24 protein-coding genes and 2 pseudogenes are annotated in these 26,795 nt (G+C 70.0%); 5 read left to right on the top strand and 21 right to left on the bottom strand.

The features are described from left to right. Window positions 1–3: 3 nt before the first annotated feature. The 12 genes from RNB18_RS13660 to proS all read right to left on the bottom strand — a co-directional run bounded on the left by RNB18_RS13660 (window position 4) and on the right by proS (window position 9,240). A complete protein-coding gene (locus RNB18_RS13660) occupies window positions 4–528 on the bottom strand; it encodes an NUDIX hydrolase (protein WP_311714383.1) in 525 nt (174 codons plus the stop codon). After that, on the bottom strand, window positions 518–1,291 hold the full coding sequence (gene lepB / locus RNB18_RS13665; RefSeq protein ID WP_311714384.1) for a signal peptidase I: 774 nt from the start codon (window positions 1,289–1,291) through the stop codon (window positions 518–520). The genes RNB18_RS13660 and lepB (RNB18_RS13665) overlap by 11 nt, the downstream gene beginning before the upstream one ends. A 117-nt stretch (window positions 1,292–1,408) precedes the next feature. Next, the gene (lepB, locus tag RNB18_RS13670) at window positions 1,409–2,380 is read right to left on the bottom strand and encodes a signal peptidase I (RefSeq protein ID WP_311714385.1); all 972 of its coding nucleotides are present in this window, start codon (window positions 2,378–2,380) and stop codon (window positions 1,409–1,411) included. Next, on the bottom strand, window positions 2,268–3,362 hold the full coding sequence (gene lepB / locus RNB18_RS13675) for a signal peptidase I (RefSeq protein ID WP_311714386.1): 1,095 nt from the start codon (window positions 3,360–3,362) through the stop codon (window positions 2,268–2,270). Before lepB (RNB18_RS13675) ends, lepB (RNB18_RS13670) begins: the two co-directional genes overlap by 113 nt. Then, window positions 3,355–4,050 (bottom strand): signal peptidase I, encoded by a 696-nt coding sequence (lepB, locus tag RNB18_RS13680; RefSeq protein WP_311714387.1) that lies wholly within the window; start codon window positions 4,048–4,050, stop codon window positions 3,355–3,357. Before lepB (RNB18_RS13680) ends, lepB (RNB18_RS13675) begins: the two co-directional genes overlap by 8 nt. Window positions 4,051–4,095: 45 nt before the next feature. After that, window positions 4,096–4,446, bottom strand: coding sequence for a 50S ribosomal protein L19 (rplS, locus tag RNB18_RS13685; protein ID WP_013000407.1), 351 nt, complete (start codon window positions 4,444–4,446; stop codon window positions 4,096–4,098). 132 nt (window positions 4,447–4,578) lie between these two features. Then, entirely contained in the window at window positions 4,579–5,412 is an 834-nt protein-coding gene (trmD, locus tag RNB18_RS13690) for a tRNA (guanosine(37)-N1)-methyltransferase TrmD (protein ID WP_311714388.1), read from the bottom strand. Further along, a complete protein-coding gene (rimM, locus tag RNB18_RS13695) occupies window positions 5,412–5,963 on the bottom strand; it encodes a ribosome maturation factor RimM (RefSeq protein WP_266527566.1) in 552 nt (183 codons plus the stop codon). The genes trmD and rimM overlap by 1 nt, the downstream gene beginning before the upstream one ends. Window positions 5,964–6,046: 83 nt before the next feature. Next, window positions 6,047–6,286 carry an RNA-binding protein gene (locus RNB18_RS13700; protein ID WP_003973401.1) on the bottom strand — a complete coding sequence of 80 codons (240 nt, stop codon included), beginning with the start codon at window positions 6,284–6,286 and terminating at the stop codon, window positions 6,047–6,049. Between the two features lie 2 nt (window positions 6,287–6,288). Further along, window positions 6,289–6,708: a 30S ribosomal protein S16 gene (rpsP, locus tag RNB18_RS13705; RefSeq protein WP_311714389.1), complete on the bottom strand. Its 420-nt coding sequence runs from the start codon at window positions 6,706–6,708 to the stop codon at window positions 6,289–6,291. Window positions 6,709–6,960: 252 nt separating this feature from the next. Next, window positions 6,961–7,563, bottom strand: coding sequence for a hypothetical protein (locus RNB18_RS13710; RefSeq protein ID WP_266559152.1), 603 nt, complete (start codon window positions 7,561–7,563; stop codon window positions 6,961–6,963). A gap of 261 nt (window positions 7,564–7,824) precedes the next feature. Further along, a complete protein-coding gene (gene proS, locus RNB18_RS13715; RefSeq protein WP_311714390.1) occupies window positions 7,825–9,240 on the bottom strand; it encodes a proline--tRNA ligase in 1,416 nt (471 codons plus the stop codon). Window positions 9,241–9,440: 200 nt separating this feature from the next. Between proS and RNB18_RS13720 the strand changes: the two genes are divergently transcribed. Beyond that, on the top strand, window positions 9,441–10,298 hold the full coding sequence (locus RNB18_RS13720) for a class I SAM-dependent methyltransferase (RefSeq protein ID WP_311714391.1): 858 nt from the start codon (window positions 9,441–9,443) through the stop codon (window positions 10,296–10,298). Here RNB18_RS13720 and ftsH read toward each other — a convergent pair. From ftsH to nsdA, 6 genes are all read right to left on the bottom strand, one after another. Beyond that, the gene (gene ftsH, locus RNB18_RS13725) at window positions 10,295–12,235 is read right to left on the bottom strand and encodes an ATP-dependent zinc metalloprotease FtsH (RefSeq protein ID WP_311714392.1); all 1,941 of its coding nucleotides are present in this window, start codon (window positions 12,233–12,235) and stop codon (window positions 10,295–10,297) included. The genes RNB18_RS13720 and ftsH overlap by 4 nt on opposite strands. Window positions 12,236–12,321: 86 nt before the next feature. Further along, a complete protein-coding gene (gene ffh, locus RNB18_RS13730) occupies window positions 12,322–13,869 on the bottom strand; it encodes a signal recognition particle protein (RefSeq protein ID WP_311714393.1) in 1,548 nt (515 codons plus the stop codon). 84 nt (window positions 13,870–13,953) lie between these two features. Beyond that, on the bottom strand, window positions 13,954–16,407 hold the full coding sequence (locus tag RNB18_RS13735) for a [protein-PII] uridylyltransferase (RefSeq protein WP_311714394.1): 2,454 nt from the start codon (window positions 16,405–16,407) through the stop codon (window positions 13,954–13,956). Window positions 16,408–16,433: 26 nt separating this feature from the next. Then, window positions 16,434–16,772 carry a P-II family nitrogen regulator gene (locus RNB18_RS13740; protein ID WP_003997576.1) on the bottom strand — a complete coding sequence of 113 codons (339 nt, stop codon included), beginning with the start codon at window positions 16,770–16,772 and terminating at the stop codon, window positions 16,434–16,436. Further along, on the bottom strand, window positions 16,769–18,103 hold the full coding sequence (locus tag RNB18_RS13745) for an ammonium transporter (protein WP_311714395.1): 1,335 nt from the start codon (window positions 18,101–18,103) through the stop codon (window positions 16,769–16,771). Before RNB18_RS13745 ends, RNB18_RS13740 begins: the two co-directional genes overlap by 4 nt. A gap of 313 nt (window positions 18,104–18,416) precedes the next feature. Then, window positions 18,417–19,922: a transcriptional repressor NsdA gene (nsdA, locus tag RNB18_RS13750; RefSeq protein ID WP_311714396.1), complete on the bottom strand. Its 1,506-nt coding sequence runs from the start codon at window positions 19,920–19,922 to the stop codon at window positions 18,417–18,419. 434 nt (window positions 19,923–20,356) lie between these two features. On the opposite strand from nsdA, the gene RNB18_RS13755 reads away from it, so the two are divergent. Then, the gene (locus RNB18_RS13755) at window positions 20,357–21,013 is read left to right on the top strand and encodes a bifunctional DNA primase/polymerase (RefSeq protein WP_311714397.1); all 657 of its coding nucleotides are present in this window, start codon (window positions 20,357–20,359) and stop codon (window positions 21,011–21,013) included. A 90-nt stretch (window positions 21,014–21,103) separates the two neighbouring features. On the opposite strand, the gene ftsY is transcribed toward RNB18_RS13755, so the two are convergent. Continuing rightward, a complete protein-coding gene (gene ftsY, locus RNB18_RS13760; protein ID WP_311714398.1) occupies window positions 21,104–22,297 on the bottom strand; it encodes a signal recognition particle-docking protein FtsY in 1,194 nt (397 codons plus the stop codon). A gap of 126 nt (window positions 22,298–22,423) precedes the next feature. Then, window positions 22,424–22,686: pseudogene (locus RNB18_RS13765) on the bottom strand (cytosine permease); the annotation flags it as partial. Between the two features lie 15 nt (window positions 22,687–22,701). On the opposite strand from RNB18_RS13765, the pseudogene RNB18_RS13770 reads away from it, so the two are divergent. From RNB18_RS13770 to RNB18_RS13780, 3 genes and pseudogenes are all read left to right on the top strand, one after another. Beyond that, window positions 22,702–23,743, top strand: a pseudogene (locus RNB18_RS13770) (cytosine permease); the annotation flags it as partial. 105 nt (window positions 23,744–23,848) lie between these two features. Further along, the gene (locus RNB18_RS13775; protein ID WP_311714399.1) at window positions 23,849–24,820 is read left to right on the top strand and encodes an LLM class flavin-dependent oxidoreductase; all 972 of its coding nucleotides are present in this window, start codon (window positions 23,849–23,851) and stop codon (window positions 24,818–24,820) included. Between the two features lie 52 nt (window positions 24,821–24,872). After that, entirely contained in the window at window positions 24,873–25,250 is a 378-nt protein-coding gene (locus RNB18_RS13780; protein ID WP_311714400.1) for a hypothetical protein, read from the top strand. Window positions 25,251–25,367: 117 nt separating this feature from the next. On the opposite strand, the gene RNB18_RS13785 is transcribed toward RNB18_RS13780, so the two are convergent. Next, the gene (locus RNB18_RS13785; protein ID WP_311714401.1) at window positions 25,368–26,786 is read right to left on the bottom strand and encodes a sugar porter family MFS transporter; all 1,419 of its coding nucleotides are present in this window, start codon (window positions 26,784–26,786) and stop codon (window positions 25,368–25,370) included. Window positions 26,787–26,795: the final 9 nt, after the last annotated feature.

The following is a 26,795-nucleotide window of genomic DNA, read 5'->3' on the forward strand; positions in this document are numbered from 1 at the left end:
CACCTAGACGATTTCGGTGTCGAGGGTCACGGGCCCGGCCGGGGGACCTTCGTCGAGCAGCCTGCGCAGCAGCTCGGCGAGTCTGGTCGGATACACCGTCTCATGTGCCTGGCTCAGTTCCTGACACGTCCACCAGCGCGCTCCGGCGACACTGCGCCGCTCGAGCTCGGTCAGGGCCGTGGCCCGGGTGGCCGTCACCGTCGTACGGGCCAGGTAGTACCACTCGTCCTGGTCCCAGCGACGACCCGCGAACGGGAACGAGCATGTCCGCCGCCAGAGCACCGGCCCGAGTTCCACCTCGGTGATGCCGGTCTCCTCGGCGAGTTCCCTCAGCGCGGCCTCTTCACGGGTCTCCTCGCCCTCCAGTCCGCCGCCGGGTGTGAACCACCAGTCGTCGGCCGGATCGTCCGGCTCGTGACCGTGCAGCAGCAGGATGCGGTCCTCGGGATCGAGCAGGACCACCCGGGCCACCTTGCGCAGTCCGCCTTCGGCCGAGTCGTCGTGCCCGGCCGACGCCTCAGCGGGCACCGACGGGCTCCGTCCGGACGCGGGAGCGCCCGCCGAAGAGCTTGGCGACGGGCCCGTACGCCCCGCCGCCGAGAACAAGCACCGCGCCGGCGACGATCAGGATGAAGATCGTACGCAGCGGTCCGGGCGAGGAGAGCGCGCCGAGCGGCTCGAAGCCACTGGGGCGCTCCAGCATGCCCCTCATGGGCCAGACGACGGCGTCGACCCGAGCGGTCACGGCCGAGCGTGCGACGGTGCCCTGGGCGGCGTCGGTGAGGTGGGCGGAGGAGTCCAGCGAGCCCTGGCGCTCGTCGCCGAGCAGGAACAGCCGGCCTTCGGGCACCTTCACCGTCGGGATGGACTTGTCCTCGACCACGCTGCCCTTGAGATAGGTCTCGTCGATCTTCTTACCGTTGACGGTCAGCTTCCCGTCCGTGCAGCAGGAGACGGTGTCCCCGCCGACCGCGACCACCCGCTTGACCACCGAGGCGCCGGTCACCCAGCTCTTGTCGGTGAAGACGACGACATCGCCCCGGCGTATCTCGTCGCCGTCGACGCGCTGCGCCAGCACCCGGTCGCCCGCGTCGATGGTGGGCGTCATCGAGCCGGTGGGCACGGTGTACGGCCGGTACAGCACCGCTCCCCAGGCGAATCCCCCGAGAAACAGCACCAGGCCCAGTGCGACGGCCAGTCCGGACAGTCGCTGTCCGGTCCGGCCGCCCACCGGGCCCGTGCTGGTGCCGCCGCTCTGCGGGGCCGTACGCGTAGTGCTCTCGCCACCCATGGACCCGCACCCTACCCGGCGGTACCGGGCCGGGGCAGCCCCTCCTCCCCGGCCGGGGTCACCCGCTCCGCAAAGCTTTCGCCAGGTCGCGCGGCACCCCCGGTGACCAGGGTCTGGTCAGCGGGTCCGCTCCACAGTGATCTTCCTGCGCCGCCACAGTGCCACCGGCACCACACCGACGAGGGCGATGCCCTGCGGCGCGACCGTCAGGGCGGCGGAGGCGGACGACCCGTTGTTGATGCCGGCCTGGTCGAAGGTGTCGGGCTTGGGCAGCGTGCCCCAGCGGTTGAGCGGCCAGGCCTTCACGACGGCGCGTCCGACGACGTCGTCGACCGGGACCATCCCGTGGTGCTTGTCCGACTGGTTGTAGCGCGAGTCACGGGAGTTCTGCCGGTGGTCGCCCATCACCCAGATGTAGCCCTTGGGGACCTTCACCGTGAACTGGCCGCCCTGGTCGTCCTGGCTGCACGGGGTGTTGCCGGGGTAGACGTACGACGTCTCGCTCAGCGCCTTGCCGTTGACCTTCAGCGGGCCGGTGCCCTCACAGGAGACCGTGTCACCACCCACGCCGACGACGCGCTTGATGAGGTCCTTCTCCTCGGCGGAGGGCATCAGGCCGATCCAGGAGAGGAACGTCTGTACGGCGTTCGGGTCCGCCGTCGGCTCGCCCGCCAGCCAGTTGTCGGGGTCGTGGAACACGACGACCTCGCCGCGCTCGGGCTCGGAGCCGAACCACGGGGTGAGCTTGTCGACCAGGACGCGGTCGCCCTCCTGGAGGGTGTTCTGCATCGAGTCGGACGGGATCGAGAAGGCCTGCACCAGAAACGTCTTGATCAGCAGCGCCAGCACGAGCGCGATGCCGATCAGGATGGGCAGCTCCTTCCAGAAGGAGCGCGGCTTCTTCACCTTGGGGGCCGAGTCGCCGGGCCCCCCTCCCTTTACCTCCGTCGCCATGCCGTCCTCGGTCGCCCCGGAGTCATTCCCGGAGGTCACGGCGCTGTCCGCGGCCGGGTCGGCTGCTTCCACGGGGCGTCCGCGGTGCTCCTCGCCGTCGTGCCCGGATCGTGCGCCAACCGCCACATCCCCCACGCCAACTCCTTACTCTGTGCCGCCGCCTGCCCCAGGTTCGGCGCAGGCCCACCACTCCCATAACGAGCGGGAGTTCCGCAGGGCTCGGGAGTTGGATCGCTTCGTTCGGATCCTCGGGAGCAACCCTAAGCGACGCCTGGGAACCTGAGGTCGTCCCCGGTGCCGAGTCGGCCACGGAAGAGTAAGTTTTCGGTTCTTTCAGGGTGGTCCAGTGCCCAAAGGGCCAGGCGATGACCATGGCCCGTCCGACCACCGAGTCCAGGGAGACGGTGCCGCCGTAGTCGGTGTCCTGGTGCGAGCGGGAGTCCGCGGAGTTGGCACGGTGGTCCCCCATCACCCACAGCCGCCCCTGCGGGACGGTGATGTCGAACGGCTGGGTGGAGGGGGCGTTTCCGGGATAGAGGTAGTCGGTCTCGCTCAGGGGGACACCGTTGACGGTGACGCGCCCCTGGGTGTCGCAGCACTTGACGCGGTCGCCACCGACGCCGACGACCCGCTTGATGAGGTCCTTCTCGTTGTCGGACGGCAGCAGGCCGATGAAGGTCAGGCCCTCCTTGACCTGCTTGACGACGATGGGGTCGTCCTTCTTCGTCGTGGTCTGCTCGTCCTGGAGCCAGCCGCCGGGGTCCTTGAAGACGACGACGTCCCCGCGCTCGGGCTCGGAGCCGAACCACGGGGTGAACTTGTCGACCAGGACGCGGTCGCCGATCCGGATCGTCTGTTCCATCGAGCCGGACGGGATCACGAACGCCTGGACGAGGAAGGTCTTCAGGACCAGGGCTATGAGGACGGCCACACCGACGAGGAGGGGTATCTCCTTGACCGCGCCGCGCCTTCTGCGCCGCTTGACCTTGCGCTGGAGCTTGCGCCGCTCCGCGCGCGAACGGCCGCCCGAGGAACCGGCGGAACGCCGGACGCCGGTGGGCAGCAGATTGTCGGCGGCGGAACTCGACACACCGCGCGGTTTGCCGCGGTTACCCATGCGCGCCCTCCGCTGCGGGCACGCGCGCGTAGGCGGCGGAACGGTGCAGACGGGTGGCGTGGCCGGCGGGCCAGATGATCCAGTCGGCCCGACCGAGAACATCGTCGACGGGGATCATGCCGCCGCCCGGTGAGCCCAGATGGTTCCGGGAGTCGCTGGAGACGCTGCGATGGTCACCGAGGACGAACAGCGCGCCGTCGGGCACTTCGACGTCGAAGGACACCGAGGACGGGCTGTCGCCCGGGTACAGGAAGCCCGACTCGTCGACCGACCGGCCGTTCACCTCGATCCTCCCCACCTTGTCGCAGCAGACCACGTGGTCTCCCCCCACACCCACAACCCGTTTGATGTAGTCCCCGTCCCCGAAATACCCGGTTCCGTCGAACACGACCACATCTCCCCGCCGCGGTTCGGCACCGAAACGGTACGCCAACCTATTTACGAGAACGCGGTCCCCGATCCTCAATCCGTTTTCCATGGATCCGCTGGGAATCTGGAATGGCCTGACCACGAACGTACTGATCAGCAGAAGAAAGACCAGGCAGAGGAGCAGGGCCAGGGAGATCCGGCCCCCCGGCAGGCCCTCGGTGATCCTCGACACCAACACGAAACGCGACCGTCCCTCCACGGCCCCTGGTGCGGGGCGGGAGGAGCGGTCGCGCTCCGTCGGCTGTGCTTCGGTGTCCATCGGAGCCAGATGCTATCCGGCCCCGCTGTGACCTCCGAAAAGCGCTCAGTTGTCGCGCTTCTCCTTGATCTTCGCGGCCTTGCCGCGGAGCTCGCGCAGGTAGTACAGCTTCGCGCGACGCACGTCACCGCGGGTGACGAGCTCGATCTTCTCGACGATCGGGGTGTGCACCGGGAAGGTGCGCTCGACGCCGACGGAGAACGAGACCTTGCGGACCGTGAAGGTCTCGCGGACACCGGCGCCCTGGCGACGGATCACCACGCCCTTGAACTGCTGCACACGGGAGCGGTTGCCCTCGATGACGCGCACGTGGACGTTGACGGTGTCACCCGGGCGGAAGGCCGGGATGTCGCTGCGCAGCGACGCGGAGTCGACGGAGTCGAGCAGGTGAGACATTTCGTCTGCTTTCTTCGCCCATGCCACAGGTCATCGGCGGTAGCTAGGTTTCGTGAGGAGGCTGTCCGTGCCGGGGCGGGCGTCGTGTCCCCCTGTGGCAGGGGCGCACGCCGGACGACGCACAACAGCGGCCTATTCTTCCACGGCTTGTGGCCTGCGCCAAAATCGGCCGTACGGCTCCCCCGCCGGGTCCGGCGCCCAGCCCAGGATGGAGAGCATCTCGCGGTCCTTCTTGTCGAAGACCCCCGGGTCACAGCGCTCGATGAGATCGGGCCGGTTGGCCGCCGTACGCCGGAGTGCCTCGTCGCGGCGCCAGCGGGCGATCTTGCCGTGGTGCCCGCTGAGCAGCACGTCCGGGATGCCGCGGCCGCGCCACTCGGGCGGCTTGGTGTAGACGGGGCCTTCGAGCAGGTTCGCCATCGCTCCGGGTGCGAAGGAGTCGTCCCGGTGCGACTCGGCGTTGCCCAGCACACCGGGCAGCAGCCGGGCCACGGCCTCGGTGACCACCAGTACGGCCGCTTCGCCGCCGGCGAGGACGTAGTCGCCGATGGACACCTCGTGGACGGGCATCCGGGTGGCGTACTCGTCGATCACCCGGCGGTCGATGCCCTCGTAGCGCGCCGGAGTGAAGATCAGCCAGGGGCGCTCGGAGAGCTCCACGGCGAGTTCCTGGGTGAAGGGGCGGCCGCTCGGGGTGGGGACGATGAGCGTGGGCGCGTGGGAGCCCGTCTCGTAGCCGTCCGCGAGCACGCAGTCCAGCGCGTCCCCCCAGGGGTCGGTCTTCATGACCATGCCCGGGCCGCCGCCGTACGGGGTGTCGTCGACGGTGTTGTGCCGGTCGTACGTCCACGCGCGCAGATCGTGGACGTGCACGTCCAGCTGCCCACGCGCGCGTGCCTTGCCGACCAGGGAGACGTTCAGGGGTTCGAGGTACTCGGGGAAGATCGTGACGACGTCGAGCCGCATCAGGACTCGTCCTCGGAGTCCCGGGAGGACGCGATCTCGGCGCGGTCGTCGATCAGCCCGGGCGGTGGCGTGATGACCGCCTTCTGCTCCGCCAGGTCGATCTCGGCGACGATCTCCTCGACGAACGGGATCATCACCTCGCTGCCGTCGGGCCGCTCGACGATGAAGAGGTCCTGGGAGGGCAGGTGCGAGATCTCGGTGATCCGGCCCACCTCGACGCCGTCCGCGGTGACCACGTCGAGGTCCATCAGCTGGTGGTCGTAGTACTCGTCCTCCTCCTCCGGCAGCTCCTCCGGATCGACCTCGGCGATCAGGAGGGTGTTGCGGAGGGCCTCGGCGGCGGTGCGGTCCTTCACGCCCTCGAAGCGCAGGAGGAGACGGCCGCTGTGGACGCGGCCGGTCTCGATGGTGAGCGGCCCCGTGGAGGGCGGGTCGGTGGCCAGGACGGCGCCGGGGGCGAGCCTGAGTTCGGGCTCGTCGGTTCGTACCTCGACGGTGACGTCGCCCTTGATGCCGTGGGCGCGGCCGATCCGTGCGACTACCAGCTGCACTGTGCTTGCTCTCCTGTCATACGACTACGGGCCGGGGACGGCCCGATGGCCCTCCCCGGCCCGAGCCGGTGCTGCGTTTGACGTCAGCGGACGTGGTCGACGTCGACGAGGTCGACGCGAACACCGCGGCCGCCGATGGCGCCCACGACGGTGCGCAGGGCACGCGCGGTGCGGCCGTTGCGGCCGATCACCTTGCCGAGGTCGTCGGGGTGCACCCGGACCTCGAGAACGCGCCCGCGGCGCAGGTTGCGCGAGGCGACCTGCACATCGTCAGGGTTGTCGACGATGCCCTTCACGAGGTGCTCGAGAGCCTCCTCGAGCATGCTCAGGCCTCGGTCGACCCGGACTCGGCCGCGGCCTCGTCCTTCTTCTCGGTCTTCTTCTTCTGGGTGATGGCCTCACCCTTGCCCTCGTCGTCGCCACCAAGGGCCTCGAACGAGGGACGCGCGGCCTTCTCGGCCGGCTGGAGCAGCGGAGCCGGGGCGGGCTCGCCCTTGAACTTCTGCCAGTCGCCGGTCTTCTTCAGGATGGCGAGCACGGGCTCGGTCGGCTGCGCGCCGACACCGAGCCAGTACGCCACACGGTCGGCGTCGACCTCGATGCGCGAGGGGTTCTGCACCGGGTGGTACAGGCCGATCTCCTCGATCGCACGGCCGTCACGGCGGGTGCGGGAGTCGGCGACGACGATGCGGTAGTGAGGCGCACGGATCTTGCCCAGACGCTTCAGCTTGATCTTGACTGCCACGGGAGTGGATTCTCCTGGATTTGACGTGGTTGGGCACGGCGAGATTGCCGCGTGGGGTTGCGGTACCCGAGTGCCCGATGGACGCGTCAGCCGGAGGCGAGAGGGTTCCTGTGCGGCTGTCGAGTACAGCTAGCCATTGTGCCACACCCCGCGGCTCACGTCGGACCGAGGCCGCGCACGTGCATGCCCGAGGGGCACCCGGCGTTCCAGGTGCCCTCGGGCAGACCGCGACTGCCACGAGCAGCCGCGATCTCAGCTTGCCGCCGCGCCCACGATCTCGGGGATGCGGAACGGCTTGCCGCAGCCCCCGCAGACGATCGGCGCCTGGGCCAGGACGGAGGGGACGACCCTCACATTGCGGCCGCAGTCGCAGACCGCCTTGACGCGGACCCCGCCTCCGGAGGAGCCGTGACGGGCCGCCGGTCCCCGGAAGGAGCGGGCGGTGTCGGCGGAGGTCGCCGCCGTGTGGGCCTTGAGGGCGCGCTGGAGCTGATCGATGGTCGGGCGATACCGACGCTTCGCCTCGGGGGTGAGCGTGACCAGTGAGAAGCCGCTGCTCGGGTGCGGCTCCTCGGGGTGGTCCAGGCCCATCTCCTCGGCGATCGCGAGGAATCTGCGGTTGTGGTAGCGGCCGGCGCGGGAGGTGTCGCGAATGCCTCGCGCGGCGGCGATGCCGTGGACTGCCTCGTGAAGCAGTCGCTCGAAGGAGAGCTCGTGACCGCACGCGGACGACGACTCCCCGATCAGGGACTCTGGCGCGGCAAGGTCCGGCAGCTCGGGGTGGTACCGCTGAATGTCGGCCCACGCCTCTGCCAGCTCTGCGGCGAGAACAGGTGGTGTCTGTGTCGTGCTCACGTAATGACAACGAGCCGGGGTGCCCCTGTGTTCCTATTCCGGGGCATCCCAAATAATTTGCACGTACCCGTCAGTTGCCGCTGATGCGTGGAGACGAGGGCGGGTGCGCTGATCTGCGGAGAAGCCTCGCAGCTCATACCAAGCTGGTGCGTAGTGTGAGGTACGCCCCGGCGCGTAGATCGCGTCCACGCGCCGGTGCGGTTGTGATCCGCAGATGCGCAAGAGGCGTTTCGGCCGCTCTCGCACCGGAAGGGCCCTGCCTCAGTAAGCGCGCGCGACGACCGCGACGTTACCGGGCGCGTCGTCGGCACTCGGCACCGACCCGTCCTCCGCGACCAGACACCGTACGGTCGCCCCGTGCTCGGCCAGCCTGGCCTCGCCTTCTTCGCCGAGGGTGGCCCACGGGATCCGCGCCCAGCCGCCGGCGACAGCGGCCTCGACGGCTTCGTCGAACGTCGACACCTCGGTCGTACGGGACTCGCGTCGCTCGCGGGACTGGGCCAGCAGCAGCGCCTGGTCCTCCTCGAGGACGGCCGGGAGCAGTCGTACGAGATCCTCGACGGCGATCGCTTCCTTGCCCCCCGGGATCCGCCGCGCCACCATCGCGGTGCCGTTCTCCAGGTCACGGGGCCCGATCTCGACGCGGACCGGTACGCCCTTGAGCTCCCAGTCGACCGCGCGGCGGCCGAAGGGGGTGTCGGTGCGGTCATCGATGTGGACGCGGATGCCCGCCGCCTTCAACCGGTCGCCGATCTCGCGGACCTTGGCCAGAACCGGCTCGTCGCCCTTGATCGCGAGGACGACGACCTGGGTCTGCGCGAGCCTCGGCGGAACGCGGAGGCCGTTGTCGTCGCCGTGCATCATCACCAGGGCGCCGATCATGCGGGTGGTCGAACCCCAGGAGGTCTGCCAGACGAGTTCCTGCGTGCCGTCCTTGGACAGGTACGAGGTGTTGAAGGCCTTGGCGAAGTTCTGGCCCAACTCGTGGCTGGTGGCCATCTGGAGGGCCTTGCCGTCGCCCATCATGCCTTCGAGCGTCAGGGTGTTGATGGCGCCGGCGAAGCGCTCCTTGACGGTCTTGCGGCCCGGGACGACGTCCATGGCGAGGACATTGGTCATGAAGTCCTCGTAGACCTGCCGGTGGATGTGCGAGGCGAACGCACGCGCGTCCTCCTCGGTCGCGTGCGCGGTGTGGCCCTCCTGCCACAGGAACTCCGTCGTCCGCAGGAAGAGCCGGGGCCTGAGTTCCCAGCGCACGACGTTCGCCCACTGGTTGATCAGCAGCGGCAGGTCGCGATAACTCTGCACCCACTTCGAGAAGTAGTCGTTGATGATCATCTCGGAGGTGGGGCGGACGACCGCGGGCTCCTCGAGTTCCTTGCCGCCGCCGTGGGTGACCACCGCGAGTTCGGGCGCGAACCCCTCGACATGGTCGGCCTCGCGGGTCAGGTACGACTGCGGGATCAGCAGCGGGAAGTAAGCGTTCTGGGTGCCCGTCTCCTTGATGCGCGCGTCCATCTCGGCCTGCATCCGCTCCCACAGCCCGTACCCGTACGGTCGGATGACCATGGTGCCGCGCACCGGACCGTTGTCGGCCAGTTCGGCCTTGTTGATCAGATCCTGGTACCAGCGCGGGAAGTCGTCCGCCCGGGGTGTGAGAACAGGTGCCTTTGCCATGGCGCGATGTTACGGGCGCAGATTGCCGGGATGTGAATTCTTTTCCCCGGCACATGCCAACCCGCAAGCAGGGCCCTTCACCCTCTGGACGAGCGGTCGAGTGCGGAGTTACCTGGCATACGGGGGAAGTGCGAGCGCACGTCACGGGGGCTACGGAATCGGGCACAGAGTCAACTCTCGGCGGATTGGGGCGCTTATCCATGACACCTACGCTCGTGCGGCAGCACCTGTCTCATACGGGAGAGGGATCCCGTACGGACCTCGGTGCACGCGCGCGTGACTGGTCCGAGATCCAGGAGCGGATGCTGGTTCCGCTGTACGAGGCCGTCTACGAGCGACTGGAAGTGGGCCCCGCGGCACGGGTGTTGGGCCTCGGTTGCGGCAGCGGGCTCGCCCTGCTGATGGCGGTCTCCAGAGGCGCCGCGGTCGCCGGTGTGGAGCCCTCCTGCCCCGAACGGCTGGCGCTCGCGCGGCAGCGGCTGTTGCCGGAGACGTGGGGCACACGCGCGCGTGCCGGCACCCGGCTCGTCGAGGGACCCCCCGGGGACGCCGCCGACGCCGGCACTCCCCCGTACACCCTCGTGACCGCCTTCGAGCCGATCGGGTGTCTCGCGGGCGACTCGGAGGGGCTCGGTGAACTTCTCGCCTCGGCGACACCGCTCGCCGAGCGGGGAGCGCCCGTGGCGCTCGCCGGCTGGGGTCCGCCGGAGCGGTGCGCCACGTCGTCCGTGCTGCGGGTGGCCACCAAGCTGGCGGATCCGCTGCGCAGCACGGGCAGTTGGCGCCCGGCCCTGCGCGACGATCTGGAGGAGGTCGCCCAGCGGGCGGGCCTGAGGCCCGACGGCTCGGGGCGGGTGGCCTGTCCCTTCGGGTACGCCGACCTCGACAGCGCGCTCAGGGGGCTGCTGTCGACCGGGCTCTTCGACGCGGCCATCGAGGCGACCGACCGGGCACAGGTGGACAAGGAAGTGACGGAAGCCCTGCATCCGTATCAGCGCCGGGACGGCACGGTGTGGATGCCGAACGTCTTCCGGTACCTGATCGCGAGGGTCCCCTAGACCTCCGTCTCCTTCTTCAGCCGCGTGATCCCGGCGATCCGGTACGCGTCCGCCTCCTCCAGCGTCTCGCTCGCCAGCAGGGCCTCGGCCAGCGCGTCCAGCTGCCCCCGGTGCTCGGTGAGCTTGCGGCGGGCTTCCTCGTAGCAATCGTCGACGATCCGCCGCATCTCGCTGTCGATCACATCGAGGGTCTGGGGAGCGGCGGCGAGGCCGTACGCCTGCTGGGCGTCGCTGGGGAGGGCGGACAGGCGTCCCACCCGCTCGCTCATCCCCCACCGCGCGACCATCCCGCGCGCGATGTTCGTGACCTGCTCGAGGTCGTTCTCGGCGCCGGTCGTGATGACGCCGTAGACGACCTGTTCTGCGGCCATGCCGCCGAGCGCGCCGATGATCCGTCCGCGCAGGTACTCCTCGGAGAGCGCGTACCGCTCCACCTCGGGCGTCGACATGGTCACCCCGAGCGCCCGGCCGCGCGGCACGATGGTCACTTTGCGGACCGGGTCTGCGCCGGGCTGCAACATGCCGAGGAGGGCGTGCCCGCTCTCGTGGAACGCGGTACGGCGCCGGTCCTCCTCCGGCATCACCAGCGTGCGCTCGGCCCCGAGCTGCACCTTCTCCAAGGCCTCCGACAGATCGGACTGCGTCACCAGCTCCTGCTTGCGCTTCACGGCGAGCAGCGCGGCCTCGTTGGCGAGATTGGCCAGATCCGCCCCCGTCATGCCCGGCGTCGTGCGTGCCACCCGGGCCAGGTCCACCTCGGGCGCGAGCGGGATCTCGCGGGTGTGGATGGCGAGGATCGCCTCGCGTCCGGCGCGGTCCGGCGGCGAGACGTTGACCACCCGGTCGAAGCGGCCGGGCCTGGTCAGCGCCGGGTCCAGGATGTCGGCGCGGTTGGTCGCCGCGATGACGACGACGCCCTCGGACCCCGAGAAGCCGTCCATCTCGGTGAGGATCTGGTTCAGCGTCTGCTCGCGCTCGTCGTGACCGCCCACCGAGGCGCCGCCGCTGCGGACCCGCCCGATGGTGTCGATCTCGTCGATGAAGATGATCGACGGCGCCACCTTGCGGGCCTCGGCGAACAGCTCACGGACCCGGGACGCGCCGACACCGACGATCATCTCGATGAACTCGGAGGCCGAGGCGGAGAAGAACGGCACGCCCGCCTCGCCCGCCACGGCGCGCGCCAGCAGGGTCTTGCCGGTGCCGGGCGAACCGGCGAGCAGCACCCCGCGGGGCATCTTCGCGCCCATCCTGCGGTAGACGTCGGGGTGCTCCAGGAAGTCGACGACGTCGTCCAGCTCGCCCTTGACCTCGTCGATGCCGGCCACGTCGGCGAAGGTGGTGCGCTGGGTGCCGGGCCGCAGGCCCACCGGCTTGGGCGGCGCCTTGCGCCCGAGCACGCCGCCCGCACCGCCCACCCCGCCGCCGCCGAGCCGCCGGGCGAAGAAGATCCACACGGCGACGAGGAGCACGATCGGCACCAGCGAGAGCAGCAGGTTGGGCAGCAGACCGCGCTGCTGCACGACCGGGCGCGCCGTGACCGTGACGTCGTGTCTGCTCAGGTTCTGCCAGAGGGCGTCGTCGGCGAAGGCCGGGCGCTGGGTCCTGAACTTGGTGTAGTCGCCGCCGCCGTCGGGATCGTCCCGGGACTGCTTGAGCTGGCCCTGGATCGCGTCGCCCTTGGAGTAGATCTTGTCGACGTTGCCCGCGTCGACCTGTCTGCTGAACTCCGTGTAGGAGATCGTCGGCTCGTCGCCCCCGCCGAGGTAGTTCAGCCCGACGTACACCAGCAGGAAGACGATCACCGCGGTGACGGCCAGTCCCCACCAGCGGCCGCGCGGCCGCCTGCCGCCGGGGGGCCGGGGTCCGTCGTCCGGGGTGCCCTCGGTGCGCCAGGGCTGGTCGGGGGCTTTGCGCGCCGGAGCGGCATTGCTCATACCTGGACGTTACGGCAGACCTCGGGCCTCGGCACGCGCTGAGGGCGCCCTCCGGCAGGGAGGACGCCCTCACAGTCGTACGGGACTCAGCCCATGAACTTCTTGAACTCGTCCGGCAGCTCGAAGTCCTGCGGGGCCTGCTGGCCGGGCACACCGAAGGCGCTGCCCCCCTGGGCGGCCTTGCGCTCGGCCTCCTCCAGCTCCTGCTGCTTGCGCTTCATCGGGTTGCCGGAGCGCTGCTTGCCCTTGGCCTTCTTGGGCTGCTTCTTGGAGCGGCCGGGGCCGCCGCCCATGCCCGGGACACCCGGCATCCCCGGCATGCCGCCGCCCTGAGCCATGCGGGACATCATCTTGCGGGCCTCGAAGAACCGCTCGACGAGGTTCTTGACCGCGCTGACCTCGACGCCGGAACCCTTGGCGATGCGGGCGCGGCGCGAGCCGTTGATGATCGTGGCGTCGGCGCGCTCGGCCGGGGTCATCGACTTGATGATGGCGGCCGTGCGGTCGACGTCCCGCTCGTCGAGGTTGTTGATCTGGTCCTTGATCTGGCCCATGCCCGGGAGCATGCCGAGCAGCTTGGAGATGCTGCCCATCTTCCGGACCTGCTCCATCTGGGCCAGGAAGTCGTCCAGGGTGAAGTCCTGGCCCTTCTTGGACGCCAGCTTGGAGGCCATCTTCTCGGCCTCTTCCTGACTGAACGTCTTCTCCGCCTGCTCGATCAGGGTGAGCAGGTCACCCATGTCGAGGATGCGGGAGGCCATCCGGTCAGGGTGGAAGGCGTCGAAGTCCTCGAGCTTCTCGCCGTTCGACGCGAACATGATCGGCTTGCCGGTGATCTGCCGGATCGACAGGGCCGCACCACCGCGGGCGTCACCGTCGAGCTTGGAGAGCACCACGCCGTCGAAGCCGACGCCGTCGCGGAAGGACTCGGCGGTGTTGACCGCGTCCTGGCCGATCATCGCGTCGACGACGAAGAGGATCTCGTCGGGCGAGACGGCGTCGCGGATGTCCGCGGCCTGCTGCATCAGTTCCTGGTCGATACCCAGGCGGCCGGCGGTGTCCACGATCACGATGTCGTGGACCTTGGACTTCGCGAACTCGATGGAGTCCTTGGCGACCTTGACCGGGTCACCGACGCCGTTGCCCGGCTCGGGCGCGTAGACCGCGACACCGGCGCGCTCGGCGACGACGCTGAGCTGGTTGACGGCGTTGGGACGCTGGAGGTCGGCGGCGACGAGCAGCGGCGAGTGGCCCTGCTCCTTCAGCCAGTGGCCGAGCTTGCCTGCGAGGGTGGTCTTACCTGCACCCTGGAGACCCGCCAGCATGATCACGGTGGGCGGGTTCTTGGCGAACCGCAGCCGTCGGGTCTCGCCGCCGAGGATCGTGACGAGCTCCTCGTTCACGATCTTCAGGACCTGCTGCGCGGGGTTCAGCGCCCGCGAGACATCGGCACCGAGGGCACGCTCCTTGACGTTCTTGATGAACGTCCGGACGACAGGCAGGGCCACGTCCGCTTCCAGAAGGGCGATCCGGATCTCGCGCGCGGTGGCGTCGATGTCCGCCTCGGAGAGCCGTCCCTTGCCGCGCAGGTTCTTGAAAGTCGCTGAGAGGCGATCGGAAAGAGTATCGAACACGGCGCTCGCGGTCCTCGGGGTCGGTGGCAGCTGGGAATCGCCCTCCAGGGTATCCCGGCGACACACGTAGCCGGGATCCCCCGGTCAGCCCCGCAAGGTCTCCTCCAGCTTCCGGGCCACGGAAGCCGCTTCGCCGGCCCCTAGCGGGGCGCCCTTGCCGTCGGTGACGTAGAAGGCGTCCACCGCGTTGGCGCCCAGCGTCGACACGTGCGCGCTGCGCATCCGCACCCCGGCGTCCTCCAGCGCGCGCCCGATGCGGAACAGCAGTCCCGGGGCGTCCTGGGCCCGCACCTCGATCACCGTCGCATGCCGGGAGGCCGCCGGAGCGACCGTCACGCGGGCGGCGGGCGCGACGACACCCCGGCGCCTCGGATACGCGGCGTCGCGCTCGGCCAGACGCCCGGCGACGTCCAGCGAGCCGTCCAGGGCCCGTACGAGATCGGCGCGCAGCCGGGCAGCCTGGGGCAGCGAGCCGTACTGGGCGGCGACCCGCCAGTTCAGCAGGAGCACCGAGCCCTCGACACCGTCGGGCAGGTCCAGGGCCCGCAGCTCCGCCGTGCGGACGGTCAGCCGGTGCACGGCCAGCACCCCGGCGACCGCGGGCAGGACGCGCGGCTGGTCCGGTACGGCGATGAGGAGCTCCACGCCGAGCGGCTCGGGGTCGGCGGCGGGCTGGCCCTCCGTGAGAGTCGGCGGCTCGGTCTGCGCGCGCAGGGACAGCACCGGGCTGCCGGTCGCCACCGCCTCGATGGCGAGCCGCTCCTGCTCGGCGGTGGGCGCGGCGGCCTCCGGCTCCTCGAGGTCGTCCCCGGCGAGCACGGCGGCCACCCTCTTGACAAGGTCGGCGACGAGCGAGCCCCGCCAGGACGACCAGGCGGCCGGACCGGTGGCCAGGGCGTCCGCCTCGGTCAGCGCGTGGAGCAGCTCCAGCGTGCCCTGCGATCCGACCGCCTCGGCGACCGAGCGCACGGTGGCCGGGTCCTCCAGGTCACGCCGGGTGGCGGTGTCCACGAGCAGCAGGTGATGGCGTACGAGCGTCGCGAGTACGGCGACGTCGTCGCGGTCGAAGCCGATGCGCGCGGCGACGTCCTTCGCGATGATCTCGCCGGCCACCGAGTGGTCGCCGGGCCAGCCCTTGCCGATGTCGTGCAGCAGTGCGGCGACGAGCAGCAGGTCGGGACGGTGGACGCGCCTGGTGAACTCCGAGGCGCGGACGGCCGTCTCGATCAGGTGGCGGTCGACGGTCCAGATGTGCACGGCGTTGCGCTGGGGACGGCACCGCACCCGCTCCCAGTCGGGCAGCATCTGAGTGATCAGCCCCTCGGCCTCCAGCGCCTCCCAGACGTCGATGGTGGGCTGGCCCGAGCCGAGCAGGGTCACGAGCTGCTCGCGCGCCTCGGCGGGCCAGGGCGTGGGCAGCGGGCGCACTCCGGCCGCCATGCGCCGTACGGCGTGCAGGGAGAGCGGGAGTCCGGCCTGTGCGGCGGCGGCCGCGGCACGCAGCGGCAGCACGGGGTCGCGATCGGGGCGCGCGGCGCGGGCGAGCACCACCTCGCCGTCCTGCTCGACGACGCCCTCCGCCAGCGGCGACCTCTCTGGCGCCGGTTTGCCGCCCCCGAGCATGGCGCGCAGCCGTGGCCGCACGGCACGCGACCTGAGGACGCGTCCCACCTCGCGCCAGGTGACGTCACTGGCGTACGAGATGACCCGCGCGGCTTCGTAGACCTGCCGCAGCAGGGTGTCGGCGTCGAGCAGGCCGAGCTCGGCGGCGACCTGGTCCTGTTCCTGGAGCGCGAGCCGGTCGGTCGCGCGGCCCGTCGTCAGATGCAGGGCGTCCCGGACGTCGAGCAGTCGGCGCCGGGCGTCGTCGAGGCCCTCGCGCGGGGCGTCGGCCAGCCAGGAGGCGGCGACGGCACGCAGGGCGGTGGCGTCCCTCAGGCCGCCCCGGGCCTCTTTGAGATCGGGTTCGAGCAGGTACTGCAGTTCGCCCTGGCGCTCGGCGCGCTCGGCGCACAGTTCCTGGAGCTCGGGGAGGCGCTTGGGGGCCTGGTTGCGCCAGTCGGCGAGGACCGCCGTCCGCAGGCCCGCGGTCAGCCCCAGATCGCCGGCGATGTGGCGGGCGTCCAGGAGGCCGAGTTGGACTTTCAGATCCTCCGCGGCCGTCTTGCGGGCCTCCGCAGGCGTGCGCACGGAGTGGTCGAGGGCGAGACCGAGGTCCCACACGGGGTACCAGATGCGGTCGGCCAGCGCGGCGACCGCGCCGGAGTCGCTGCCGTCGTGCAGCAGAACCAGGTCCAGGTCGCTGCGCGGGGACAGCTCGCCGCGGCCGTAGCCGCCGACGGCGATCAGGGAGACCCCGCGCAGTGCCTCGGAGCCTGCGGTGAACAGCCCCGAGAGCCAGTCGTCCGTCAGGTCGGCGAGGGCCGAACGGCGCGGCGGCCCGGACCGCGCCCCCTCTTGGAGGAGGCGCAGCCGGGCCGCCGCGTAGCCGCTGGGTCCCGAGTCCTCTACGTCCTTGTGCACGTCCGTGCTCGTCACCCAGCAGCTCCAGTTCTGTTCTTCGGTCAGAGCGCGTCCGGGCCGCGCTCGCCCGTCCGGACCCGTACGGCGGTCTCGACCGGCAGGGACCAGACCTTGCCGTCACCGATCTTGCCGGTACGGGCCGCCTTGACGATGACGTCGATCAGCTGCTCGGCGTCGTCGTCCTCGGCGAGGACCTCGATGCGGATCTTCGGGACCAGGTCGACGGTGTACTCGGCACCGCGGTAGACCTCGGTGTGGCCCCGCTGACGACCGTAGCCGCTCGCCTCGGTGACCGTCAGGCCGTGGACCCCGAAGGCCTGGAGGGCTTCCTTGATCTCGTCGAGCCTGTGGGGCTTGACGACGGCGGTGATGAGCTTCATGCGTCCACCTTCTTGCCCGCGTCGTCGGCCGGGGCCGTGACGGAGGTCCGGGCGGCGCCGCCACCGGCACCGCTGAAGTCGTATGCGGTCTCGGCGTGCTCGGCCTGGTCGATGCCCGAGACCTCCTCGTCCTCAGTGACCCGCATGCCGATCGTCTTGTCGAGCAGGAAGGCCAGGATCGCGGAGGCGATCAGGGAGTAGGCGAGGACCGCGAAGACACCGGCGCACTGCTTCCAGAGCTGGTCCGCGTTGCCGCCGTAGAAGAGGCCCTTGACGTCGGACTGGCCCTTGCCGCTGGCGAAGAAGCCGATCAGCAGGGAGCCGATGACACCGCCGACCATGTGGACACCGACGACGTCCAGGGAGTCGTCGTAGTTGAACCGGTACTTCAGACCGACGGCCGCGGCGCAGGCGACACCGGCGATGGCGCCGATGCAGATCGCGCCGATCGGGGTGATCGCACCACCGGACGGGGTGATGGCGACCAGACCGGCGACCGCGCCGGAGGCGGCGCCCAGCGTGGTGAACGCGCCGTGGCGGATCTTCTCGTAGACGAGCCAGGCGAGCATGGCGGCCGCGGTGGCGATCTGCGTGTTGACGAACATCAGCGAGCCGACGCCGTCGTCGTTGCCGAGCCACGAGCCGGCGTTGAAGCCGAACCAGCCGAACCACAGCAGACCGGCGCCGAGCATGACCAGCGGAAGGCTGTGCGGGCGCATCGGGTCGCGCTTGAAGCCGACGCGCTTGCCGATGACCAGGATCACACCGAGCGCCGCGGCGCCCGCGTTGATGTGGACCGCGGTACCACCGGCGAAGTCGATCACACCGAGCTCGAAGGCCCAGCCGCCGGTGCCCCAGACCCAGTGGGCGACCGGGAAGTACACGACCGTCGCCCACAGCGCCACGAAGAGCGCCCAGGCGGAGAACTTCACGCGGTCGGCGATCGCACCGCTGATCAGGGCGGGCGTGATGATGGCGAACATCATCTGGAAGACGGCGAAGGCGAGGACCGGGATCGTGTACCCGGACCAGATGTCGCCCTTGTCGATGCCGGTCCATCCGAAGAAGTCGGATTCCCAGCCGATGAGCGAGCCGTGGTCCGTTCCGAACGCCATGGAGAAGCCGTACAGCACCCACAGGATCGTGACGATACCCATGCTGATGAAGCTCATCATCAGCATGTTGAGGGTGCTCTTGACGCGGACCATGCCTCCGTAGAAGAAGGCGAGACCCGGCGTCATGATCAGCACCAGGGCGGAACAGATCAACATGAAGCCTGTGTTGGCCACAGACAGCTTGTCTGCGGCGAGCGTGATGGCGGTTGGTGCCATCGGCGTCTCCTCGTCGTAGGTACGGCCCCGTGCGGGCGAAGCCAGAGCGGAATGAGGGGTGGGCCGGTTATGCGCCATGAGATTGACGCAGCGCGGTTTCGGTGGAAGCCCCTCGTTGTTTCGCCGCCGTGACGAAGACGCCTTGCGTGTTACGCGTCGATGAACTGGCAGATATGGGCCGCGTCGATCGTTATCGTGGCGCAACCTTCGCCCAAGGAGTCAAACCGACCGCGGTCGGCCTTCCGATGACCTGGCATGGGGGAGCCGAGTCGGGCAGTTCGGGAGGGCCGGCCGCGGCCGGGGTTCCGGGGATTCAGACGGCTTCCGCGGTCTCCGGGAGTTCCACGGCGAGCTTCTCGGTGAGATCCACGACCTCGGCGAGATCACCGAAATCGCGTACAGCCGTGTCGACCGTCTTTCGAATACGAGTGTTGACGCGCTCGGAGCGGACCTTCTTGGCGATGTGCATGGCCTGTTCCACCAGTACGGTGCTCTGTTCGGGCTCGCGCCGGAGCAGATGCACCGTGGCCATGCCGATGAGATTGAGTGCGTACGACCGCTGGTGCTCGTCGTCCTCGGAGAAGAGCCCCACCGCCCGCTGCATGAGGGGCTCGGCCAGGGAGGCGTAGGTCGGGCTGCGACCGGCCACGTAGGCCAGGTCCCGGTAGGAGTGGGAGTTCTCGCCGTACAGCTCGGCCTCCGAGAAGAACCGGATCCAGTCGGGGTCCGGCTCGTCCCACTCGTCGGCGTCGGCGAAAACGTCCTCGGCCATCCGGACGGCCCTTTTGCACTTGCCGGGCTGTCCCATGTTGGCGTAGGCGCGGGCCTCCATCGCATACAGCATCGACTGGGTGCGCGGGCTCGCGCAGTCCCGGCTGCCGTACTGCGCGAGGTGGATCAGCTCCAGGGCGTCCTCGGGCCGCCCGAGGTGGATCATCTGACGGCTCATGCTGGACAGGACGTAGGAGCCGAGCGGCTTGTCGCCGGCCTCCTTGGCCGCGTGCAGGGCGAGGACGAAGTACTTCTGCGCGGTGGGCTGCAGCCCCACGTCGTACGACATCCAGCCCGCGAGTTCCGCCAGTTCGGCGGCGACCTTGAACAGCTTGCGGGTGGTGGTCTCGGGCTGGGGCTCCTGGAGGAGGTCCGTCACCTCGTGCAGCTGGCCGACGACCGCCTTGCGGCGCAGGCCGCCGCCGCACTGGGCGTCCCACTGGCGGAACATCTCGGTCGTCGACTCGAGGAGGTCGAGCTCGGGCCTGGAGAGACGGCCGACGCGACGGGACGAGGCGGGGTCCGGTTCCCGGTGCGGGGTGGCGGCCGGCCCGGGGACGAGCCAGCGCTGCATGGGTTCGATGAGGGACGGGCCCGCGGACAGGACCAGCGAGGTCCCGAGGAAGCCGCGCCGCGCCAGCATGAGGTCGCTGCGCGAGAACTCGCTGAGCAGGGCCACGGTCTGCGGGCCCGTCCAGGGCAGGTCGACCCCGGTCGCGGACGGTGACTGGCGGGCGGCGCGCAGTCCGAGGTCCTCGACGGAGACGACGCATCCGAACCGCTCGGAGAACAGCTCGGACAGGATCCTGGGGATGGGTTCGCGGGGGTTCTCGCCGTCCAGCCAGCGGCGCACCCGCGAGGTGTCGGTGGAGATGTGGTTGGCCCCCAACTGGCGGGCCCTGCGGTTGACCTGGCGGGCGAGTTCGCCCTTCGACCAGCCGCTGCGCACGAACCAGGAGGTGAGCAGCTCGTTGGGGCGCTTGTCGGCCTGAGAGGAGCTCTGCGCGGCGCTCCCGGCGCCCGTCCCGCTTCCGCTGTTGCCGCCCACTGGAACGCCCCCATCCCTGAGACCACTTGTCGCCGAGTGCGCCAAGCCTTATCAGAATGCCGGTAAATACGGCCGTTCGTCCGGCAGTTGCCAGCCTTCGAACGAGGAGCCGACTTGCCTCCGGCATACCCACAAGTGCATGTGCCCCCAGGACTCGTGCACTCAAAGTAATCCTACGATCACGCGTCCAGCCATGGCGATCCCGGAAACGCCACCATTCGCCACCCCTTCGAATGAACTCACGGTCGCCTCCACACGATTCACTTGACATAGACCGAGCAGGGGTAGGCGGAGCGGTGCACTCAGGGGCGCACATGACCCAGCGCACCACCCGGGGCACCTCCGAGCGCCGATGTCGCCCGGAAGAAGCAACGGAGAGTGACTGGCCGCGTCCGTCGCGTAACCACCGGCGCGCTGGACCCGTTGGAGGGGGCATGGGCTTCACGATCGGCGGCATTCGGGAGATCCGTTCCGGTACCCGCAGGCGCGGCCGCTCCTCGGAGTGCACCACCGTCGCCGAGTTCACCGGACTCTGGGGCTGGGACGTCGTCCCGGGCGCGCGCGCTGCGGCCGGCGCCTGCTCCTGCGGCCGCGCGGACTGCCGTCGCCCCGGCGCCCACCCCCTCGACTTCGCACCTCCGGTCCCGGCCGGGGCCACGCTCGACGACGTGACCAAGGCGTGGTCCGAGTTCCCCGGCGCCTCGGTGATGCTGCCCGTCGGCCGCGCCTTCGACGTCATCGAGGTCGCCGAGCCGGCCGGCCGCCGCGCCCTGGTCCGCCTGGAGCGCATGGGCCTCCCCCTCGGCCCGGTGACCGCGACCCCCGAGGGCCGCGCCCAGTTCTTCGTCGCCCCCGGCGCCGCGTCCGACCTGGGCGAACTCCTCTACCGCATGGGCTGGGACGACGCCGCCTCCCTCGACCTGCGCGGCCTGGGCTCCGGCACCTGCATCACGGCTCCGCCGTCGGACCGGGGCGGCTTGGGGCCGGTGCAGTGGCTTCGGCCGCCTTCTCTGGACACCGCGACGAAGCCGCCGGCGGCCCGCCTGCTGCTGGGGACACTGGCTTACGTGGCACACCGGTCACAGGCGTAGACGTACACAGCGAAGCGCCCGCCCTCAACTGCACCTTGGGGGCGGGCGCTTCTTCGCGCTCACGGCTTCACCCGCCGCGGGTACGGCGGCTCAGTCGCCGATCAGCGCGTCCACGAACGCCGCCGGCTCGAACGGTGCCAGGTCGTCGGCACCCTCTCCGAGGCCGATCAGCTTGACCGGAACGCCCAGTTCACGCTGGACCGCGACCACGATGCCGCCCTTGGCCGTGCCGTCCAGCTTGGTCAGGACGATGCCGGTGATGTCGACGACCTCGGCGAAGACGCGGGCCTGCACCAGGCCGTTCTGCCCGGTGGTGGCGTCCAGGACCAGCAGCACCTCGTCGAGCGGGGCGTGCTTCTCGACGACCCGCTTGACCTTGCCGAGCTCGTCCATGAGACCGGTTTTGGTGTGCAGCCGCCCCGCGGTGTCGATGAGGACCACGTCGACCCCCATCTCCTTGCCCTCCTTCACCGCGTCGAAGGCGACGGAGGCGGGGTCGCCGCCCTCGGGTCCGCGCACGGTGTGGGCGCCCACCCGCTCGCCCCAGGTCTGGAGCTGGTCGGCGGCGGCGGCACGGAAGGTGTCCGCGGCGCCCAGAACCACGCTCCGTCCGTCGGCCACGAGCACGCGCGCGAGCTTGCCGGTGGTGGTGGTCTTGCCGGTGCCGTTGACGCCGACGACCATCACGATGCCCGGCTTGCGCTCCTCGGGCTCGGTCTTCACCGTGCGGTCGACCTCGGTGCCGACCAGCTTGAGCAGCTCCTCACGCAGCAGCCCGCGCAGCTCGTCCGGGGTGCGGGTGCCGAGCACCTTCACCCGCTCACGCAGCCCGTCGACCAGCTCCTGGGTGGGGGCCACGCCGACGTCGGCGGTGAGGAGGGTGTCCTCGATCTCCTCCCAGGTGTCGTCGTCGAGGTGCTCGCGCGACAGGAGCGTGAGCAGCCCCTTGCCCAGCGCGTTCTGCGAGCGGGAGAGCCGGGAGCGCAGCCGGACCAGGCGGCCGGCGGTGGGCTCCGGGACTTCGATCTCGGTCGGGGGGAGCTCTTCTACGACGGGCGGCGCCGAGCCGTCCGGGAGGTCCACCTCCTCTATGGTCCGGCGCGGTTCGTCGCGCGGCGTCTCGGCCTCGTCGCCGACGTGCGGCTCGGCCGGAGGGGCGGTGATGTCGGGCGCGGCGGGAGGTGGCGGGGGCAGCGGCTTCTTGCGCCGACTGCCGACGACGAGCCCGCCGAGCACACCGAGCACGACCACGGCGATGACTACAGCAAGGATGACGGTTTCCATAACGCACCCAGTATCGGCCATGCGTCACGACCGAACCCAGCTTGTGTTTTCACACGGGGAAAATAGCCACAAAATGGCTTTTAGTAGGCCTAATATACGATGGCTGCTCATGAGCGGTCTCGAAACCAGCAGATTGCCCCGCTGTCCGAACACCGCCCGGGACAGCGCCATGCCGGGTGCGCCGCCGCGCTTGCCGGCGATTCCGATCAGCCCGACCAGGCCGTACGACACGATCGGCGCGGTGGCGCCGACGACCAGGATCTGCCAGAAGTCGAGCCGTACGAGACGGACAGGCCCGCCCCCATGGTCAGGAGCAGGACGCTGATGTTGGCGGCGACCCAGGTGGGGAAGAGCTCACGTGTCTTCGCGGTGCGCTCGGCCTCGGGGATCTGTTCGAGGCCGTGGACATCCTCTTCGACGTCCGGAGCGGCACCGCGCTGATCGTCGTGACGCTGCTGCTCTTCGTGGTCGCGACCTTCGCGATCTCGGGTCTGGGGATCAACGCCGTGCAGAGGTGCGCCACGTGGGCTGCCTGGCTCTTCGGCGCCTTCTCCGTCCTGGTGCTCGCCCGTCTGATCGTCGACACGGACTGGGGTGAAGGTCTTCGGGCGGGGCGCGGGACCGGCGTCGGCGATGATCACGGCCATCGGTCTGATCGCCGCGGGCGGGATCAGCTGGGTGCCCTCCTCCCCCGACTTCACGCGCTATCTGCCGGGTACGGCCTCCTCGGCGGCGATCGTACGCAACACGGTGGGTGGCGCCGGCGTCGTGGTCCTGCCGCTGGTCCTCATGGGCATGGTCATGGCGTCCGCGACCCCGAGCCTGGCCTCCGCCCCGGACCCGGTCTCCTTTCTGGGCGAGATCCTTCCGCTCTGGCTCGCCGTCCCCTACCTCCTGATCGCCCTGGCCGGCACGCTGCTGATCAACTCGATGTCCATGTACTCCGCGGGCTTCACCGCGCAGACCCTCGGCTTCCGGGTCCCGCGGCACTGGGCGGTCTCGGTAAACGCGGTGATCTCACTGGTCCTCGGCGGCGTCCTCATGCTGGCCGCGACGAGCTTCCTGGATACGTTCACAGCCTTCCTCTCCCTTCTCGCGGTGGCCTTCTCGGCCTGGGCCGGGGTCTTCGGCGTAGACCTGCTGCACCGGACGTCGTACGACGGCGAGGCCCTGCTCGACACGACACGGACCAGCGCCTACTGGTATCGCGGCGGCTTCAGCCCGGCGGCGGTCACCGCATGGGCGGCCGGACTCGGTGCCGGGCTGCTGTTCACCACCTCCGACTGGTTCACCGGCCCGCTCGCCTCGAACAACCCGATCGGCGAGTACGGCCTCGGCTGGGCGGCGACGATCGTGATCTCCGGGCTGCTGTACGGGGTCCTGACGAAGCCGGCGGCCGTCGAACCGGCCGGGCGGACGACTGAAGGTGTCGACGCCATCATCTGATCCGGAACGCGCTCTCTCTACGGCCCGCGCGTGCCGCCTCCATAGAAATCTGATGCCTCGTCAGCTACCGTCCCCGCACCACCCGCCCGGTGAAGGGGGACCCCCATGCCCGTCACGGTCGTCCGTTTCAACCTCGTCGAGCCCGGCGCGACGCCCGCCTCCCTCAGCGCCCGCTACCGGGCCGCCCTGGACATGGCCGCGTACGCCGACGAGCACGGGATCACCACCGTGCAGACCGAGGAGCACCACGGCGTCGACAACAACTGGCTGCCGTCGCCGTTCGCCTTCGCGGGCGCGGTGTTCGGCGCGACGCGGAGGATCGCGGTCACCGTCTCCGCCGTGATCGGCCCCCTGCACGACCCGCTCCGCCTGGCCGAGGAGATCGCCGTACTGGATCTGCTGAGCGGCGGTCGGCTGGTGACGGTCGCCGGGATCGGGTACCGGCCCGAGGAGTACGCCCTGTTCGACGTGGAGTGGAGGCGGCGGGGCCGCCTGCAGGACGAGTTGCTGGAGACCCTGCTGAAGGCCTGGACCGGCGAGGAGTTCGAGTACCGGGGTCGTACGGTACGGATCACCCCGCGCCCCTTCACCGACCCGCACCCCCTCCTCTTGGTCGGCGGCTCCTCCAAGGCCGCCGCCCGCCGGGCCGCCCGCCTCGGCCTCCCCTTCTTCCCCAGCGCCCACCTTCCGGAACTGGAGGCGTACTACAAGGAGCGGCTCGTCGAGTACGGCACCGAGGGCTGGACCATGATGCCGACGGCCGAGACACCATTGCTGCACATCGCCGAGAACCCGGACGAGGCGTGGGCGCGTCACGGAGAGCACTTCCTCCACGAGGCCCGGACCTACGCCTCCTGGCAGTCCGGCGACATCCGCTCGGCGGTGCGGTCGGCCGCTGCGAGCGTGGAGGAGCTGCGCGCGGAGGGCGTGTACCGGATCCTGACCCCGGACGAGTGCGTGGAGCAGGGGCTCGACAATCTCGTCCTGCATCCGCTGGCGGGCGGGATGCCGGTGGAGGAGGGGTGGCGGAGTCTGCGGTTGTTCGCGCAGCGGGTGCTTCCGGCGCTGAACGGCTGAGCCGGGCGATATCCGGTGGTCGACGAGGACTCGGCGATGCTCCACTGAGCCCATGAGCTTGTTGGTGGAAGTGTTCGTCCGGGAGCCGGACGGCAAGCGGCGGATACTCGACGTGCCGGACGGCGTGTACCAGTCCGGCGGCTTCGAGTCGTGGCGTACGACGGTGTGGGGCTCGGAGTTCGTGCGCTCGCTCGGTGCGCGCTTCCTGCCTGTCTTGGCCGAGGGCGACCTCTATGTCGAGGCCGAGGAGGTACCCGAGTTCCAGCGCGAGGTCGCCCTGCTGCGCTCCCGCCTTGACGAGGCCGCCCACGGCACGCAGCGGCCACGGACCGTCGAGGAGCACCGGCACCAGATCGAGACTCGATTGCAGATCATCGAGGAGAGCATCCGCAAGGCCCTGGAGATCGGCGGCGGCGTCCTCATCTGGTGACCCACGCGGACAACACCGCCGCCCCCGGTCCAGACGGTTGCCGGACCGGGGGCGGCGGAGGGTGCGGGGAGAAGGGCAGCGGGGTGTTGGCCCCTCCCCCCGGGTTCGTAGGGGCCGTCAGCCCATCTCCTCCAGCGCCTTGCCCTTCGTCTCCTTGACGTACTTGAGGACGAACGGGATGGAGAGCGCGGCGAAGACCGTGTAGATCACGTAGGTCGCGGAGAGGTTCCAATCGGCCAGCGACGGGAAGCTCGCGGTGATGGCCCAGTTGGCGATCCACTGCGCGGACGCGGCCACACCGAGCGCGGCGGCGCGGATCCGGTTCGGGAACATCTCGCCGAGGAAGACCCAGACGACCACACCCCAGGACAGGGCGAAGAAGAGGACGAAGACGTGCGCGGCGATCAGCGCGGTCCAGCCCTGCGCGGCCGGCAGCTTGCCGTCGACCAGGTCGAAGGAGAACGCCCAGGCCTCCAGTGCGAGACCGATCACCATGCCGACCGAACCGATCAGGGCGAGCGGCCGGCGGCCGACGCGGTCCACGAAGATCATCGCGATCACGGTGCCGACGATGTTGATGATCGACGTCGTGAAGGAGTAGAGGAACGAGTCCGTCGGGTCGACGCCGACCGACTGCCACAGCGTCGAGGAGTAGTAGAACGCGACGTTGATGCCGACGAACTGCTGGAAGACCGAGAGACCGATGCCGACCCAGACGATCGGCTTGAAGAAGAAGCTCCCGCCGAGCAGGTCCTTGAAGGTCGACTTGTGCTCGCTCTTCATGGCGTTCTCGATCTCGGCCACGCGCGCGTCGAGGTCGATCCTGTCGCCCTCGACCTCCTCGAGGATCTCCCGGGCGCGCTCGTGCTTGCCGACGGAGATCAAGAAGCGCGGGGACTCCGGGATGGCGAAGGAGAGCAGGCCGTAGAGGACGGCCGGGATCACCATGACGCCGAGCATGACCTGCCAGGCCTCGAGACCCATCAGCTTGCCGCGCTGGTCACCGCCGGCCGCGTTCAGCAGGCCCCAGTTGACCAGCTGCGAGACGGCGATGCCGATGACGATCGCGGCCTGCTGGAAGGACCCGAGGCGACCGCGGTAGGCCGGTGGGGCGACCTCGGCGATGTAGGCGGGGCCGATGACCGAGGCCATACCGATGGCGAAGCCGCCGACGATCCGCCAGAAGGCCAGGTCGTACAGCGCGAAGGGCAGGGCCGAGCCGACGGCGCTGATCGTGAAGAGGACGGCCGAGATCTGCATGCACCGGATGCGGCCGATGCGGTCCGCGATACGTCCCGCGGTCGCCGCGCCGATCGCACAGCCGATCAGGGCGATGGCGATGACCTGCGCCAGGGCCGCGGAACCGATGTCGTAACGGCCCCGGATGGCCTCGACGGCGCCGTTGATCACGGAGCTGTCGTAGCCGAAGAGGAAACCGCCCATCGCGGCCGCCGCCGCGATGAAGATGACGTGCCCGAGATGATCGGGGTGAGCCGCCTGGGCTCCTGACTTGGACGCCTGCTCTGTGCTGGTCACGTGTACTCC

This window comes from Streptomyces doebereineriae (assembly GCF_031845645.1).
GTDB lineage: Bacteria > Actinomycetota > Actinomycetes > Streptomycetales > Streptomycetaceae > Streptomyces > Streptomyces canus.

Excerpts from the sequence above, each read along its gene's own strand:
- rplS (WP_013000407.1), bottom strand. The coding sequence starts at position 4,446 with ATGTCTCACCTGCTCGACTCCGTCGACTCCGCGTCGCTGCGCAGCGAC.
- RNB18_RS13775 (WP_311714399.1), top strand. The coding sequence starts at position 23,849 with ATGCCCGTCACGGTCGTCCGTTTCAACCTCGTCGAGCCCGGCGCGACG.
- trmD (WP_311714388.1), bottom strand. The coding sequence starts at position 5,412 with ATGCGGCTCGACGTCGTCACGATCTTCCCCGAGTACCTCGAACCCCTG.
- RNB18_RS13755 (WP_311714397.1), top strand. The coding sequence starts at position 20,357 with ATGGGCTTCACGATCGGCGGCATTCGGGAGATCCGTTCCGGTACCCGC.
- RNB18_RS13780 (WP_311714400.1), top strand. The coding sequence starts at position 24,873 with ATGAGCTTGTTGGTGGAAGTGTTCGTCCGGGAGCCGGACGGCAAGCGG.
- lepB (WP_311714386.1), bottom strand. The coding sequence starts at position 3,362 with ATGGGTAACCGCGGCAAACCGCGCGGTGTGTCGAGTTCCGCCGCCGAC.
- RNB18_RS13700 (WP_003973401.1), bottom strand. The coding sequence starts at position 6,286 with ATGCTCGAGGAGGCTCTCGAGCACCTCGTGAAGGGCATCGTCGACAAC.
- proS (WP_311714390.1), bottom strand. The coding sequence starts at position 9,240 with ATGGCAAAGGCACCTGTTCTCACACCCCGGGCGGACGACTTCCCGCGC.
- RNB18_RS13740 (WP_003997576.1), bottom strand. The coding sequence starts at position 16,772 with ATGAAGCTCATCACCGCCGTCGTCAAGCCCCACAGGCTCGACGAGATC.
- RNB18_RS13745 (WP_311714395.1), bottom strand. The coding sequence starts at position 18,103 with ATGGCACCAACCGCCATCACGCTCGCCGCAGACAAGCTGTCTGTGGCC.
- ftsY (WP_311714398.1), bottom strand. The coding sequence starts at position 22,297 with ATGGAAACCGTCATCCTTGCTGTAGTCATCGCCGTGGTCGTGCTCGGT.
- lepB (WP_311714384.1), bottom strand. The coding sequence starts at position 1,291 with ATGGGTGGCGAGAGCACTACGCGTACGGCCCCGCAGAGCGGCGGCACC.
- lepB (WP_311714387.1), bottom strand. The coding sequence starts at position 4,050 with ATGGACACCGAAGCACAGCCGACGGAGCGCGACCGCTCCTCCCGCCCC.
- ftsH (WP_311714392.1), bottom strand. The coding sequence starts at position 12,235 with ATGAGCAATGCCGCTCCGGCGCGCAAAGCCCCCGACCAGCCCTGGCGC.
- RNB18_RS13720 (WP_311714391.1), top strand. The coding sequence starts at position 9,441 with ATGACACCTACGCTCGTGCGGCAGCACCTGTCTCATACGGGAGAGGGA.